The 13,123-nt window shown below is 75.1% G+C and carries 16 protein-coding genes; 4 read left to right on the top strand and 12 right to left on the bottom strand.

Annotated elements, in window-relative coordinates; genetic code table 11:
- Positions 1–168: 168 nt before the first annotated feature.
- From GA0070564_RS06390 to GA0070564_RS06380, 3 genes are all read left to right on the top strand, one after another.
- A complete protein-coding gene (locus GA0070564_RS06390) occupies positions 169–684 on the top strand; it encodes a SigE family RNA polymerase sigma factor (RefSeq protein WP_091603786.1) in 516 nt (171 codons plus the stop codon).
- Complete coding sequence (locus GA0070564_RS06385) at positions 681–1,790, top strand: hypothetical protein (RefSeq protein ID WP_091603783.1); 1,110 nt, start codon at positions 681–683, stop codon at positions 1,788–1,790. Before GA0070564_RS06390 ends, GA0070564_RS06385 begins: the two co-directional genes overlap by 4 nt.
- A gap of 89 nt (positions 1,791–1,879) precedes the next feature.
- On the top strand, positions 1,880–2,719 hold the full coding sequence (locus GA0070564_RS06380) for a Rieske (2Fe-2S) protein (RefSeq protein WP_245669819.1): 840 nt from the start codon (positions 1,880–1,882) through the stop codon (positions 2,717–2,719).
- A gap of 14 nt (positions 2,720–2,733) precedes the next feature.
- Here the strand turns inward: GA0070564_RS06380 and GA0070564_RS06375 are convergent, their stop codons facing one another.
- From GA0070564_RS06375 to GA0070564_RS06320, 12 genes are read right to left on the bottom strand one after another with little or no spacing between them, the layout of a single operon-like run.
- Entirely contained in the window at positions 2,734–4,041 is a 1,308-nt protein-coding gene (locus tag GA0070564_RS06375) for a LysM peptidoglycan-binding domain-containing protein (protein ID WP_091603777.1), read from the bottom strand.
- Positions 4,042–4,056: 15 nt separating this feature from the next.
- Positions 4,057–4,482 carry a pilus assembly protein TadG-related protein gene (locus tag GA0070564_RS06370; RefSeq protein ID WP_091603774.1) on the bottom strand — a complete coding sequence of 142 codons (426 nt, stop codon included), beginning with the start codon at positions 4,480–4,482 and terminating at the stop codon, positions 4,057–4,059.
- On the bottom strand, positions 4,479–4,958 hold the full coding sequence (locus GA0070564_RS06365) for a TadE/TadG family type IV pilus assembly protein (protein ID WP_245669818.1): 480 nt from the start codon (positions 4,956–4,958) through the stop codon (positions 4,479–4,481). The genes GA0070564_RS06370 and GA0070564_RS06365 overlap by 4 nt, the downstream gene beginning before the upstream one ends.
- Positions 4,943–5,452, bottom strand: coding sequence for a TadE/TadG family type IV pilus assembly protein (locus GA0070564_RS06360; protein WP_091603771.1), 510 nt, complete (start codon positions 5,450–5,452; stop codon positions 4,943–4,945). The genes GA0070564_RS06365 and GA0070564_RS06360 overlap by 16 nt, the downstream gene beginning before the upstream one ends.
- A 9-nt stretch (positions 5,453–5,461) precedes the next feature.
- Positions 5,462–5,659: a hypothetical protein gene (locus GA0070564_RS06355; protein ID WP_091603768.1), complete on the bottom strand. Its 198-nt coding sequence runs from the start codon at positions 5,657–5,659 to the stop codon at positions 5,462–5,464.
- Between the two features lie 27 nt (positions 5,660–5,686).
- On the bottom strand, positions 5,687–6,553 hold the full coding sequence (locus GA0070564_RS06350; protein WP_091604662.1) for a type II secretion system F family protein: 867 nt from the start codon (positions 6,551–6,553) through the stop codon (positions 5,687–5,689).
- Positions 6,553–7,500 carry a type II secretion system F family protein gene (locus GA0070564_RS06345; RefSeq protein ID WP_176730589.1) on the bottom strand — a complete coding sequence of 316 codons (948 nt, stop codon included), beginning with the start codon at positions 7,498–7,500 and terminating at the stop codon, positions 6,553–6,555. Before GA0070564_RS06345 ends, GA0070564_RS06350 begins: the two co-directional genes overlap by 1 nt.
- Positions 7,449–8,999 carry a TadA family conjugal transfer-associated ATPase gene (locus tag GA0070564_RS06340; RefSeq protein ID WP_091603762.1) on the bottom strand — a complete coding sequence of 517 codons (1,551 nt, stop codon included), beginning with the start codon at positions 8,997–8,999 and terminating at the stop codon, positions 7,449–7,451. Before GA0070564_RS06340 ends, GA0070564_RS06345 begins: the two co-directional genes overlap by 52 nt.
- A complete protein-coding gene (locus GA0070564_RS06335; RefSeq protein WP_091603759.1) occupies positions 8,989–9,789 on the bottom strand; it encodes a CpaE/TadZ family protein in 801 nt (266 codons plus the stop codon). The genes GA0070564_RS06340 and GA0070564_RS06335 overlap by 11 nt, the downstream gene beginning before the upstream one ends.
- Positions 9,790–9,791: 2 nt before the next feature.
- Positions 9,792–10,454 carry an SAF domain-containing protein gene (locus GA0070564_RS06330; protein WP_091603757.1) on the bottom strand — a complete coding sequence of 221 codons (663 nt, stop codon included), beginning with the start codon at positions 10,452–10,454 and terminating at the stop codon, positions 9,792–9,794.
- Between the two features lie 31 nt (positions 10,455–10,485).
- The gene (locus GA0070564_RS06325; RefSeq protein ID WP_176730554.1) at positions 10,486–11,421 is read right to left on the bottom strand and encodes a hypothetical protein; all 936 of its coding nucleotides are present in this window, start codon (positions 11,419–11,421) and stop codon (positions 10,486–10,488) included.
- A complete protein-coding gene (locus tag GA0070564_RS06320) occupies positions 11,415–11,984 on the bottom strand; it encodes a hypothetical protein (protein ID WP_091603753.1) in 570 nt (189 codons plus the stop codon). The genes GA0070564_RS06325 and GA0070564_RS06320 overlap by 7 nt, the downstream gene beginning before the upstream one ends.
- A 358-nt stretch (positions 11,985–12,342) precedes the next feature.
- Between GA0070564_RS06320 and GA0070564_RS06315 the strand changes: the two genes are divergently transcribed.
- Positions 12,343–13,113, top strand: coding sequence for a prepilin peptidase (locus tag GA0070564_RS06315; RefSeq protein WP_245669817.1), 771 nt, complete (start codon positions 12,343–12,345; stop codon positions 13,111–13,113).
- Positions 13,114–13,123: the final 10 nt, after the last annotated feature.

Raw genomic sequence — 13,123 nt, 5'->3', positions numbered from 1 at the left:
CCCGGACAATCGGGCATAATACCATAAAAATCTTCGATAATCCAGTGCCCGGCGGGCCGAGCGGGCTGGCTGATCGGCTGAATTCCGCTCCGCCCGCAGAGCCGTACAACCTGGACGGGGGCCGGGCCCGTCAGCGGGGTGGAATCACACACGAACGGGGTTGGGTGGATGCGGGCGGACCTGGAGCAGGAGTACGTCGAGTACGTCACCGCGCGGCTGCCGCTGCTGCGCCGGATCGCCTGTCAGCTCACCGGCGACCCGCACCGGGGCGACGACCTGGTCCAGACGGCCGTCACCCGGCTCTACGTCAACTGGCGGCGGGCCCGCGAGGCGCAGAACCTCGACGCGTACGTCCGGACGGTCCTGGTCCGGGTCTTCCTCGACGAGAAACGCCGGCTCTGGTCCCGGGTACGCCTGACGGACACCCCACCCGAGCCGACGGCGACGCCGATCGGGGACGCCGTCGAGGACCGGGAGCTGCTGCACGCCGCGCTGGCCCAGGTGCCGCCCCGGCAGCGGGCCGTGCTGGTGCTGCGCTTCCTGCACGACCGGCCGGTCGACGAGGTGGCCGCCACCCTCGGCTGCACCGCCGGCACCGTCAAGAGCCAGACCTCACAGGGGCTGGCCCGCCTGCGCCGCCTGCTCGGCGCCGCCGACTACGTGATCACGGGAGAGGGAAGATGACCGACGGGAAGCTCCTCGAGCCGCTCCGGGACACGCCGCTGCCACCCTCCGGGGTGGACCTGCACCGGGCCGTACGCGACGGGCGGCGGCGGATCCGGCACCGGCGGATCGCCGCCTCGGCCACCGCCGGGCTCGCCGTCGTGGCGCTCGTCGCCACCGCACCGACCCTGCTCGACCCCCGCGACCGGCCCGCGCCCCCACCGGTGGCCGCGCTGCCCACGGCGACCGCCGCGCCGACCGCCGCGGCCCCGCTGCCCGACCGGGCGCCGACCGCCTTCGACCCGGCCCGCCAGTACGCCGACCTCGGCTGGCTCCCCGCCGGCCTCACCGACCGGACCGTCGTCACCGGACCCACCCGACTCACCATGTACGCGGCGAGCCCGCCCCAGGTCGTGGGGGAGGGGATGCGGCTCATGCTGCGGATGGTGCCCCGGGGACACGACATCGCCCTGGCGGACGACGACTTCTTCGACCGCCCCGCCGGGAGCGTCGGCACGGCCGGCCTCACCGCCGCCGAACCGGTCGCCGGCCGCCCCGCCTGGTGGAACTCGTTGCCCGTCGTCGGCCGGGGCGCCGCCCTGCGCTGGCAGTACGCCCCGGGCGCCTGGGCGGAGGTGGGCCTGATCAACGTGCCGGACGGCACCGACCCGCAGGCCCTCGTCCGCCGGATCGCCCTCGACATCCGCTACGCCGTCGACCGGCCGGTCCGCCTCCCGGTCGCCTTCCGCACCCTGCCGTCCGCGCTGAAGCCGATGTCGTTCCAGGTGACCACCCGATCCGGCGGTGGCTGGGACGCACGCCTCGCCTACGGCGCCGGCAAACGCACGAAGTACGGCGACTGGCCGCTGACCGTGCAGCTGATGCCCCGTACCTCGGAGAAGGGCGACGGTTCGGTGCTCGCCGACCCCGACTCGACCCTCGACGGGCACCCGGCCCGCCGCCGCACGTCCGGTGCCGGCGGCGCCAGCCTCCAGGTCTACAACGCCCAGGGCCTCTACCTGGAACTCACCGCCAACGATGGGGCGACCCTGCGCGCCCTCGGCGGCGACCTGGACGAACTGTTCCGGGGGGCGGTGCTCCGACCGAAGGTCGCCGACTGGCGGTGATCCCCCGATCGGGCGACGAGCGCCGTCCGGTGCCCGTCGCCCGGTTTGCGGTCGCTCCTGCCGGGAAGTCGGAGAAGGTGCGAGCGCTGATGAACAGGATCGAACAGAACTCATCCCTGGACCGGGTCGGTGACCGGCTCCAACGAGCCGTCCAGGCCACCCTGCGCCCGCAGCGGGTCCGCGACCTGCTGCACGGGGTGTGGCTGGGCCACCCGCTGCACCCGGCGATGGTGCAGGTGCCCGTCGGCGCCTGGATCAGCGCCGCCGTGGTCGACCTGCTGCCCGGCCAGCGGCGCGCCGCGACCACACTGGTCGCCCTCGGCACCGTCAGCGCGGTGCCGGCGGCCGTGGCCGGCCTCAACGACTGGGCCGCCCTCTCCCGCGACCAACGCCGGATCGGGCTGGTGCACGCCGCCTCCAACACCGTCGGGCTGGCGCTCTACGCCGGCTCGCTGGCCGCCCGGCTCAACGGCCGGCACGGCAGTGGGCGGGCGTTGGCGTACCTGGGACTGAGCGCGGCCAGCCTCGGGGCGTACATCGGCGGGCACCTGGCGTACAAGCAGGGCGCCCAGGTCAGCCAGAGCGTCTCCGAGCTGCACCGGATGAGCGACGAGTGGCAGGCCGTTGCCGACCTGGCCAGCCTGCCGCAACGTGAACTGGTCACCCGCGAGGTGGACGACGTGTCGGTGATCCTCTACCGGCACGGCGACGAGGTCACCGTGATGCTGGAGCGCTGCCCGCACCAGAGCGGGCCGCTCGGCGAGGGCGAGGTCCAGGAGATCGACGGGCATGCGTGCGTGGTCTGCCCCTGGCACGGCAGCGCCTTCCGGCTCAACGGGGGCGAGGTCGTGCAGGGCCCGGCGGCCACCGACCAGCAGATCCTGCCGACCCGGGTGGTCGACGGCGTCCTCCAGACCCGCATCCCCTGACCGCCCCGGGCGGGTCAGTCGCGGCGGTGCCGGCCGGAGATCAGGGCCCGGGCGGTCCGGAGAGGGCGGCGACGCAGTCCGAGTACCGCGCCGATCTGGGCGCCGACGATGCTCGCCACGGCGAGCACCGCGGAGACGGCCAGCGGGCGGTTCATCCCGTCGTCGTCGGTGGCCCGGGCCGCTCCGGCGGCCATCGCTGGTGGCGCCCCCGCGGGCTGCGCGGCCGGGGGCAGCGGCTGCTGGTTCGGCGTGGGCCGACCGGCGTTCCCGCCCCGGCTCGGGCCGGCCGCCCCACCGGGATTCGCCACACTGGTCCGCCCCGGCTGCGGGCCGGCGGACGGTCCGGCCTTCGGGCCGGTGGTCGGCCCCGCGTGCGGCCGGGTCTGCGGCCCGGCCGTCGGCCCCGCGTGCGGCCGGGTCTGCGGCCCGGCCGTCGGCCCCGCGTGCGGTCCGGTCTCCGGGCCGGCCGAGGGCCGGGCGTGCGGGCCCGTCGCGGGTCCGCCGGGGCTGGAGGTGTCCGGGCCGGCGTGGCCCTCGGGCGCGGGCGGGGTGGCCGCGGGCGGGTGCGGTGACGGCCGCCTGGGCGTGGAGCCGGCCTCCACCAGCCGGCCGGTGGCGTGCCGGCGGGCACCGGTGTCGTCCGCCCGCGCCGGTAGCTTGATCAACTGCCCGGGCTGGATCCGGTCGGCGTCGGGCAGCCGGTTGAGCGCGGCCACCTCCCGGTAGCGCCCGAAGTCGTCCAGGTACCGTTCGGCCACGTCGCCCAGGTAGTCGCCCTCGGCGACCCGGTACACCGGGGTGCCGGCCGCCCGCCCCGCGCTCCACGTCGACGGGGCTGTCGTCAGGTGCGTACCGGCGGTGGAAGGGCCGGCGTGCGGGGTGACCGGCAGCGTCGCCACGGCCGGGTGCGGCGCGGACGCCACCGTGGCCGCGCTCGCGGCCGGGGCCGCCGCGAGGATCAGCGCGACCGAGCCGACCAGGGCGGCCGCCGCCTTCTGCTGGCGGCGCATCCCCGGCAGCCGGGGCGCCGGGCGGCGCAGGGTCTGCGCCCCCAGTTCCACGAGTACGGAGAAGGCGAACGTCGCCCAGCCGAACCAGCCCAGCACCGCCAGCGCCCGCAGGAAGAGCTGGCCGTCGTCCCGGCTGGTCAGCGTGGTGCCGACCTCCGCGAGGGTGGGCAGATGGTCGGGGAGCGGGTTGCCGGCGAAGGCCAGCAGCGCCACCGGCGCACCGGCCAGCACCGCGCAGAGCACGACCAGCGCGCCGAAACCGGCGAAGATCTGCCCGGCCCGCCGTACGGCGGGGCCACGGGATGCGGCCATGGCTGCCTTCCTTCCCTACGGTTCCTCGGTGATGGCCCGGGCGGTGGCCTCGCCCGAGACGGTGACGGTGTTGCCGAAGCCGAAGAGGCCGAGCAGGTAGCGGTCGTAGGTGACGGTCACCCGGACGCGGACCCGCTTCTCGCCGTCCACGACGGGGAACGTGACGGTGTGGCCGGCGACGCCGGCCGCGGCGAGGTAGCCGTCCACGGCGGCCCGGGCGGCGTCCTCGTCGATCTCCTTCGGCCCGCCCTCGATGGCCCGGGCCCGGTCGATGGCCTGCCCGCCGGAGCGGGCCGCCTCGGCGGCGAGGTTGTCGGCGCGCTGCATGGACCGCAGTTGGCCGGCGCCGTCGAACGCCAACCCGATCACCACCAGCACGCCGGTCATCGCCACGGCCAGGAAGAGGCTGACCCGGCCGGCGTCCCGGCCCGGCCCGGTCATCCCCGGCTCCGGTAGCGGTCCAGCGGCGAGGTGAACCGCGCCGACACGGTGCTCCCGTCCGGCATGCCGGGCGTGGTCGACAGTTGGATGTCGGCGTACGAGATCACGCAGGTGACCTGGACCGAGACGGTGGCGACCTGCCCCGGCCCGCTGGCGAACGCCGCGTCGAAGCTGGTGGAGACGCCGCCCACCGAGCCACTGAAGCTGAGCTGCGGGGCGCCCTCGCAGTTGAGCCGCTGCCAGTCCAGCGACTCGCTCACCGCCTCCCCGGCGGCCTCCCGGGCGGCACCGGCGGTACGCGAGATCGAGGCGGCCCGGGCCGCGTCGTGCGCCGCCGAGCCGATCGCCTCCTGCGCGATCGCCGTCCGCCCCGCCACCCCGGCGAGCACCAGCAACGCGATGAACGCCGGGGCGAGCACCGCCACCTCCACCGAGACCGAGCCCCGCTCGGCGCGCCCGGTCACGGCGCGGTCCACCGTTCGACCGTCCCGTGTGCCCGCTGCTCCACCGGGAAGCTCACACCGGGGACGACGGAGAGGGATCTGCCGGTCACCGTGCAGGTCACGCCGCCCCCGTCGACCACGCAGTTCGGCCCCGGATCGTTCCAGCCCACCAGCCAGTCCCCGGCCGCATTGAGGAAGGCGACCGCACGGGCCTCGCCGGCCCCGGCCGGGGCGGCCTGGACCCGTTGCGCGGTGACCGCGCTCTGCGCCGCGTTCAGCGCAGTGGCCCGGGCGACGAACCAGGCGGCGACCTGGATCGAGCCGAAGAGCAGCACGAACACCACCGGCATCACCACCGCCAGCTCGACCGGGTTCGCCCCCCGGTCACCGCCGGCAACCCCGACCCGCCGCAGCGGCGCCCCGATCCGTCCGAGCGGCGGGGCCTGCCGGCGGGGCGCACCGGGCACGCCGGTACGCCGGGCGGCGGGTGCCGCCCGGCGGGGACCGGCGGAGGGTGGACGGCGCATCGGTCGTCCCTACGGGGCCGGGTCCGGAATGGCGTCCATCCAGCCGCGGGCCTTGGTCGCCACCAGTCCGGTGACGATGACCGCCGCGGCGACCAGACCGAAGATGATCACGGCGGTGGGCACCGGGCTGTCGCCGCGCTCACCGTCGCGGCGCAACTCGGCCAGCCGTGTGGTCAACGCGACGTGCAGGTAGGCGAAGAGATGCATGGCGTGCTCCTTACTGTCGGGGTGTGTTCACAGGCGGGCCATGAACGGATAGACGGCGAAGCCGAGCAGCACGAAGACCAGCAGCGCGCCCGGGATGTCGAGCCGGCTGGTGACCCCCTCGGCCCGGGCCAGGTTGTCGGTGCGGATCTGGTCCCGCAGCGCGTCGGCGCGGCTGCGCAACGTCTCGTGCACCTGGGCGCCCTCGCTGCCGGAGGTGCGCATGATCGCGCCCACGTCGCCGAGTTCCGGGATGCCGATCCGGTCGGCCAGGTCCCGCAGCTCGTCCCAGGGGGAGTGCATCTGCATCTGGGCGATCCGCAGCGACTCCCGGATCCGGTCGAAGACCCAGCCGTCGCAGACGGTCGCCGCCCGCTCCAACGCCTGCACCGGCCCGTGCGCGGCGGACAGTTGCAGGGCCACCAGGTCCAGGTAGGTGCAGACGGCCTGGCGGAACTCGTCCCGGGCGGCCTCGGCGCGGGTCAGCACCGCCCGGTGGGCGAGCACGGCGGCGAGCACCGCCATCGTCAGGCTGCCCAGCACCGGCACGGCGATCGGCACGCCGACGCCCATCAGGAAGAGCCCGGCCGCGATCAGCGTCGGCGAGACCAGCCCGATCAGCGCGGAGAGCAGCAGCGAGAAGGTGTACTGCTCGGGCGTGCGGTCGATCAGGGCGAGCTGCCGGTGCGGCGGGCGCAGCCAGCGGGACAGCCCGCCCAACCACTCCAGCCGGCGGCCGGCCGACCCGGCGGGGCCGACGCCCGGCGGTTGGTGCAGCCGGCGCAGTGCCGGGCCGAGCGCCGGGGCGGCCGGGACCGCCTCCCGGACCAGCAGGAACAGGCCCAGCCCGACCACCGCGCCACCGACCACGGCCAGGGTGAGCTGCCAGTTGAGGATCACGCCACCACCTCCTGCGGGTCGGGGGCCGGCAGGAAGCGGGCCGGTCGGGGCGGCTGGCTCATCGACCGGACCCAGACCAGCAGGCCGATGAACGCGACGCCGAGAATCGTCATCACGAACTGCCCGACCGGCGTGCCGTACGGGCGGACGTACTCGGTGTTCACCAGCCCGTACGCCAGGGTGGCCAGGGTCATCCCGGTCAGGAACCGGACCGCGAACCGTGGCTGGGTGCGTTTGGCCTCGATCTCCCGCCGCGTCGTCACCTCGGCCGCGGCGGCGGAGGCGATCGAGCCGAGCACGTCGCCGAGCCGCTCACCCCGGTCGGTCAGGTGCAGGATCAGCGCGGCGACCACCTGGTCGCAGACCGGGTCGCCGATCTCGTCGGCGAACGCCAGCAGGGCGGAACGGGCCAGCCAGCCGGCCTGGAGCCGGGCGGCGAGCAGGCGTACCTCCTCCTGGATCTCCTCCGGCACCGTGTTGATGGTGCCGACGATCGACTGCTGGAGACCCTGCCCGGTGGCGGAGACGTCCTTGAGCCGGCGGGTCCACTCGCCGACCGCCTCGATCCGCTCGATGGCCCGCTGTTCGGCCTTGCCCACGCCGAGCAGCCACGGGGTGCCGGGCACCGCCACGGCCACCAGCAGCCCGACCACCGGCAGCCCGGTGACCAGGAAGGCGAGCGCACCGGCCAGCAGCGCGCCGCCGAGCAGCAGCCGGCGGGACCGCTGCTCGTGCGGGCTGCCGCCGGTGAGCCCGAGGCGGTGCAGCGGGCTGCGGGCGCCGGGCCGGGGCCCGGCGGGCCGGCGGGTCCCGACCAGCGCCACCACGGCCAGCACCAGCCCGGCCACGCAGGCCGCCCCGGAGACCATGGCGATCAGCTCGATGTCGCTGGTCATCGTGGGCTCCCCCGACCGGCCAGCCGGGTGTGCCGGGGCCGCCGCCAGGCGCCCTGGCCGGCCTCGATGAACCGGCTCAGCAGCCGGGCGTCGTAGCCGATCCGCAGCAGCTGGTCGCGGACCCGTTCCGGCAGGTGCCGGGGCACGGCCCGCCCGTCCGGCCCGGGACCGAAGACCGTGGTGGTGGTGATCCGGTTGCCCTCGCCGACCCCGATCACCTCCTCCACGTGGGAGACGAACCGGTACTTGCGGCCGCCGATCGCGGTCTCGTCCTCCACCGTCACGTAGACGATCAGGTCGAGGGCGTTGCCGGCCATCCGGCGGGCCTGCTCGACCGTCATCTCCCGACCGTGGGCCAGCGCCAGCTCGATGATCCGCTCGCTCACCCCGGCCGGCGTACGGGCGTGGATGGTGCACATCGACCCGCGGCTGGTGGTCATCGCCTGGAGCATCGGGACGATCTCCCGGGACCGGACCTCGCCGACGATGATCCGCAGCACGCCCATCCGCAGCGACACCGGGATGAGGTCGGCGATGCTCACCTCGCCGGCGGGCCGGCCGTCGGCCCCACGCTCGCCGTGCCCCTCCCGGGCCTCGAAGCTCATCACCGCCCGGTGCTTGATCCCGCGCCGGGTCGGCAGCAGCTCCCGGCTCTCCTCCAGCAGCACGTACGGCTCGTCGGCCGGGATCTCGTCCATCAGCGCCCGGATGACGGTGGTCTTCCCCGCCCCGGCCAGCCCGGCGACCATGATGTTCAGCCCGGCCCGCATCGCGGCGCGGAGGAAGTCCCGCAGCAGCGGGTCGATCATCTCGTCCAGGTCGGCCCGGGTGCCGCAGATGTCGTCCAGGCTCACGTCCAGGGTGTTGTGCTTGCGGATCACCGCGTACGGGCGGTGGGTGACCAGGAAGACCGCGGCGAGTCGGCTGCCGTCGGGCAGCTGCAGGTCGAGCGTCGGCTTGGAGGTGGAGAGCGAGCGTTCGGTGGCACCGGCCCGACGGGCCGCCGCCTGGAGGATCTCCACCAGCTCGTCGTCGCTGTCGGCGATCGGCTCGGCCCAGTCGACGCCGCCGCCGTGCCGGGTGATGCGCACCTGGTCGCAGCCGAGGATGTGCACCTCCTCGATGGTCTCGTCGACCAGCAGCGTCTGGAGCCGGCCGAGCCCGACCAGCTCGGCGGTCACCTGGTCGAGCAGCAACCGCTCCTCGCCGGACGCCATCGGGGTGCCGGCCCGGCGCACCGAGTCCGCGTACGCCGAGACGACGGCGACCGCGAGCCGGGCCCGCTCGATGTCCTCCTCGTCCGGGTTGAACTCCCGGCCCCGCTGCCAGAGGGTGAGCCGTTCGGTCAGCTCCCGGCGCAGCTCGCGGACCACGGCGAAGTCGACCCGGGGGCGGGGCGTCTCGGGCGGGGCGGGCGGCAGCACCGCCACCGGCTGCCCCGGCATCGGGGCGGTGGCGTGCGGGTAGCGGCCGTTGACCGGCGGGACGATGGACGTGGCGCCCGGCTGCTCGCCGCGCGGGTCGTGGAAGACCGGCTCAAACCGCATCCGGCACCCCCTGGACGACCGGCCAGCCCAGCCGCGCCCGGCGGCGTTCCAGCATCGCCCGGACCGGCACCTCCAGGGCGGCAGCCGCGCGGATCAGCGGCCGGCCGGCCCGCACGGTGCCGCCGAGGCTGAGCACCTGGGCGGTACGGGTGTCCTCCGGTAGCCGGGCGATCACCGGCACGCCGAGAGCCTTACTGACCTCGCCGTTGCCGTGGCCCGGGCCGACCAGCAGCAGCCGGAGCGTGCCGGGCGGCACCCGGTGCTCGGCGAAGTCCCGCTCGATCGCCCGGATCATCGCCCGGGTGCCGGAGAGGTCGGGCAGGTGGGCCCGGGTGACCAGCAGGACCACGGCGGCGGCGCGCAGCATCGGCCACGGCGGGCCGGGCACCTGCAACCGGCCACAGTCGACCAGGACGTCGTACGGCGGTTGGCCCTTCTCCAGGTCGGCGAAGAAGTCGGTGAACCGCTGCCAGAGTGGGGTGACGCTGCCGGCCTGCACCGGGTCGACCACGCCGGGCAGCAGCAGCCGCTCCCGCTTCGGCGCGTCCAGGTCGACCAGTTGCGACCAGAACGCCTGCTCCAGGTTGCCGTCGCGCAGCTCGCCCACGGCCAGCTCGCCGATGCCCCGGGGCCCGTCGAGCGCGCCGCCGAGGTAGCCGGCGAGGATCGACCCGCCGGCCGGGTCGCACTCGGCGAGCACCAGCCGGCGGTGCCAGCTCAGCGCGCAGGCCAGCGCCGAGGTGGTGACGCCCGGCGAGCCCTTCGCCGAGACCAGCGCGATGATCGCCATGCTCAGGCCGCCTCGGTGAGCACGACCGCGACCCGGTCCTGGGCGGCCAGCACCACCACGGCCGGTACGTCCCGGGTGGCCAGCGCCAGGTAGACCACGATGTCCCCGCTCTTCGGCGGGTACGTGTCGATCACGGTGGCCGGGAAGCGGGTGGTGGTCGTCGCCCGGTCGGTGCTGTCGTCGTTGCGGGCGGGCGTGCCGATCAGCAGCACCTTGTCGCCGGGGTGCAGCTTGCGGGCGGGCACCCGGGCCGGGTCGAGGCCGAGGGAGACCTGCTGCTGCCCGGCGCCGAGCAGTGGACCGTCGGTCAGTTGGCGCATGGTGAGCAGCGTCCCGGGGATCAGCGACACGGCGGCCCGCTTGCCGACCACGTCGGCGATCCGCTTCGCCGGCACGGGGGACAGGCCCTGCCCACCGGCGACCTGCACCGAGACCAGGTCATCGGCGCCGATGACCCGCCCGACCTCCACCGGCCGGGCGACCGCGAGATAGCTGCCGGTGGCCCGGACGGAGGTGACGGCGAACGCCGCGCCCAGCCCGCCGAGGGCGATCAGGAGCACGGCCAGCCCGAGCAACCCGGGCCGGGTACGCCGCTGGCGGACCACCTTCGGTGGGGCGACCGGCGCGTCGACCGGCCCGGAGTTGTTCTGCGTCACCAGGCTCATCGGGTCTTCTCCGTCCGCTCCGGTGCGCCGGTCATCCGGTCACCACCTGGAGTTCGTCGATCTCGATCGGTACCACGTTGCTGGTGCGGGTGAGTGGGAAGCTGTCGCTCTGCCCGCCACCGGACCAGCTGACCGTCCAGTGGGTGGTGGCGCGGATCCGGTACGTCCGGGCCTGCGCGTAGCCCTGGTCGTAGCCGCAGTCGGGCGAGGTGAGACCGGCCCGCGGGCCGTCCACCGTGTACGGCGTGCCGGGACCGGTGCAGGTGACCTGGTCGCCGTTGTCCATGTCCCAGACGATCTGGTCGACGGTGGCGCTCAGCGCCACGGTCAGCCCCCGGTCGGTCTTGCTGGCGTGCAGCGGGCCGAAGTAGTTGGGGCCGGGGCTGGCCCACATCCAGACCGGGAGGCCGACCAGGCCGGGGCCCTTGCCGCGCCGGGGCGCCACCTTCAGCCGGGGCGGCAGCAGCTCGATCGAGGCCAGCGCCTGGCGGGCCAGTTCGGCGGGGTCGGGCGGTGCCTCGAAGCCACCCGGTGCGGCGTCGAGCAGCACCGTCTCCTGGGCGCCCAGGTCACCGCCGTTGCAGGTCTTGACGTACCACTGCTTGCCCTCGACCACGCTGGGCTGTGGCTCGGCCAGCTTGTAGTAGCAGCCGTCGCCGTTGTTGAACCAGCCGAGCAGGTCGTCGTGGCAGGGCAGCGCCCGGCCGTTCCACTGGCACTTCGCGGCGGGACCGTCGGTGGAGCCACCTCCGCCGGTGCTGCCGCCGGTGTCCCCGCCGGTGCCGCCACCGCCGGTGTTACCGCCGGTGCCCGGGTCGTCGTCCCAGATGCTGCAGTCGTTCTGGCCGGCGGGGCACTCGACGTCGGGGCCGCCGCGCAGCGCCGCCCCGGCCGGGCCGACCGTGCCGAGGACCAGTAGCAGGGCGAGCGCCGCCCCGGCCAGCCCGCGCCGGGCCGCGGTCAGCACGGCTGGTCCTGGTGGCTGGCGCTGGTGCTGATCAGCCAGCGGCCGTCGGGGTAGCGGGCGGCGGTGGCGGTGGCCAGCCAGCGCCCTCCCCGGGCGCCGGGCACGGGCCGGTGGTCCTTGGCGTAGACCAGCCGCCAACCGGTCGCGTCCAGGCAGTCCTGGATCTCCACGGTGGGCGGCGTCGAGGCCAGGTCGACCGAGGTCACGGTGGGATCGGAGACCAGTTTTCCGGTACGCATAGCGCCGTGCTCCTTCGCCTCACGAATTGCCAGGCGGACCCGGGTGAGCAGGGGGTCGGCCGCATATCGGGCCAACTCCGGATGGCGGGGATCGCCGCGTCGGCTCGCCGTTCCGGATGCCGTCAGATATCCGGAGTACGCGGCCAGCGCCGCCTTTCCGGCCGCCTCCTCGGCGGCGGCGTCCGGGCCGGCCTCGGTGGCGGCCGCCGCGCGGGGGACCGGTTCCCCGCCGGGCTGCGCGGTGCCACCGCAGCCGGTGGGAATCCCGGCAGCGACGGTGACGACCAGGCATGTTGCCCAGCGGCGGGAATGCCGTACTCGCAACGCCGCGTCCTCCTCGTTGGCGACCCGGTCGCGCTGCGGTCAGCGACTTCCGGGCATGCGGAAGCGCACCCGGAAGATGCCGGCCGGGCCGGAAAGGGAACGCATCCGCATTTACATCTGTGGAAGTTGTGCGTTATCGGTGAGTCGATGTCTCCTGTGGTCTCCGACGCCTGCTGTCGGGGGTTGCGTCGTACCCAAGGGGCGAGCATAGGCTGACGTCCGCCGATGCAACAGAGGCAATTCATTCGAACACGCAGCGTGATGTGAGGTGGTGGTGGTCGATGTCCGGGCTGTCCGGGGCATCCCTGCCGTTTGTCGCACCATCCGGCACACTCCGGCGATCGTGAGGTTACTTTCCGTGTCTGCCTCGTTGGCCCCAGAGCCGCCCATCGCCACCGCTCACCGGGGATCGGCCCTGCTCGCGGTGCTGGCCGTCGCGCCGGCCTGCCGCTACGCGGTCGCCCGGTACGCCGTACCCCCGGGCACCGCCGACCGGATGGCGTGCGACGGCTGCGCCGCCCCGATCCGGCTGGACCGGGCCTGGCCGGCGCTCGGCCCGGCGGGCCGCTGCCCCGGCTGCCGCCGCCGGATCGGCGCGCCACCCTGGACCGTCGAGGTGGCCCTGGTCGCGGCGCTGCTGCTGGTGGTCGCCCTCGCCGACGGGCCGCCGGTCGAGCGGTTCGCGCTGGCCTGGTGGCTGGCCTGGGCGGTGCCCCTGGTCCTCATCGACATCGCGGTGCACCGGCTGCCCGACCGGCTCACCTGGCCGGCCGCCGCGGGCACCCTGGTGCTGCTGGGAGTCGCGGCGTGGACCGGCCCCGGGGCCGGGGCATGGCTGCGCGCCGCCGGCGCGGCGGCCCTGCTCGCGGCGTTCTTCGCCGGCACCACCCTGCTGCTGGGGCGGCGCGGGTTCGGGCTCGGCGACGCCAAGCTGGCGCTCGGCGCCGGCGCGCTGCTCGGCTGGTACGGCTGGCCGTTGCTGCTGGTCGGCCCGGCGCTGGCCTGCGTGTTCTCCGCGCTGACCGGGCTGCTCCTGCTGGCGGCCCGGCGGGTCCGCTGGTCCAGCCACCTGCCGTTCGGCCCGTTCCTGCTCCTCGGCACGCTGGCCGCGCTGGCCCTGACCTGGTGAGCCAGCCCGG

It is taken from the genome of Micromonospora mirobrigensis (assembly GCF_900091555.1).
Taxonomy (GTDB): domain Bacteria; phylum Actinomycetota; class Actinomycetes; order Mycobacteriales; family Micromonosporaceae; genus Micromonospora; species Micromonospora mirobrigensis.
Note: the sequence above shows the minus strand (reverse complement) of the source record. Positions and strands in the feature narration are given on the sequence as shown.

Coding starts and splice junctions, on each gene's coding strand:
- GA0070564_RS06390 (WP_091603786.1), top strand. CDS start 169: ATGCGGGCGGACCTGGAGCAGGAGTACGTCGAGTACGTCACCGCGCGG.
- GA0070564_RS06385 (WP_091603783.1), top strand. CDS start 681: ATGACCGACGGGAAGCTCCTCGAGCCGCTCCGGGACACGCCGCTGCCA.
- GA0070564_RS06380 (WP_245669819.1), top strand. CDS start 1,880: ATGAACAGGATCGAACAGAACTCATCCCTGGACCGGGTCGGTGACCGG.
- GA0070564_RS06375 (WP_091603777.1), bottom strand. CDS start 4,041: ATGGCCGCATCCCGTGGCCCCGCCGTACGGCGGGCCGGGCAGATCTTC.
- GA0070564_RS06370 (WP_091603774.1), bottom strand. CDS start 4,482: ATGACCGGGCCGGGCCGGGACGCCGGCCGGGTCAGCCTCTTCCTGGCC.
- GA0070564_RS06360 (WP_091603771.1), bottom strand. CDS start 5,452: ATGCGCCGTCCACCCTCCGCCGGTCCCCGCCGGGCGGCACCCGCCGCC.
- GA0070564_RS06355 (WP_091603768.1), bottom strand. CDS start 5,659: ATGCATCTCTTCGCCTACCTGCACGTCGCGTTGACCACACGGCTGGCC.
- GA0070564_RS06340 (WP_091603762.1), bottom strand. CDS start 8,999: ATGCGGTTTGAGCCGGTCTTCCACGACCCGCGCGGCGAGCAGCCGGGC.
- GA0070564_RS06335 (WP_091603759.1), bottom strand. CDS start 9,789: ATGGCGATCATCGCGCTGGTCTCGGCGAAGGGCTCGCCGGGCGTCACC.
- GA0070564_RS06330 (WP_091603757.1), bottom strand. CDS start 10,454: ATGAGCCTGGTGACGCAGAACAACTCCGGGCCGGTCGACGCGCCGGTC.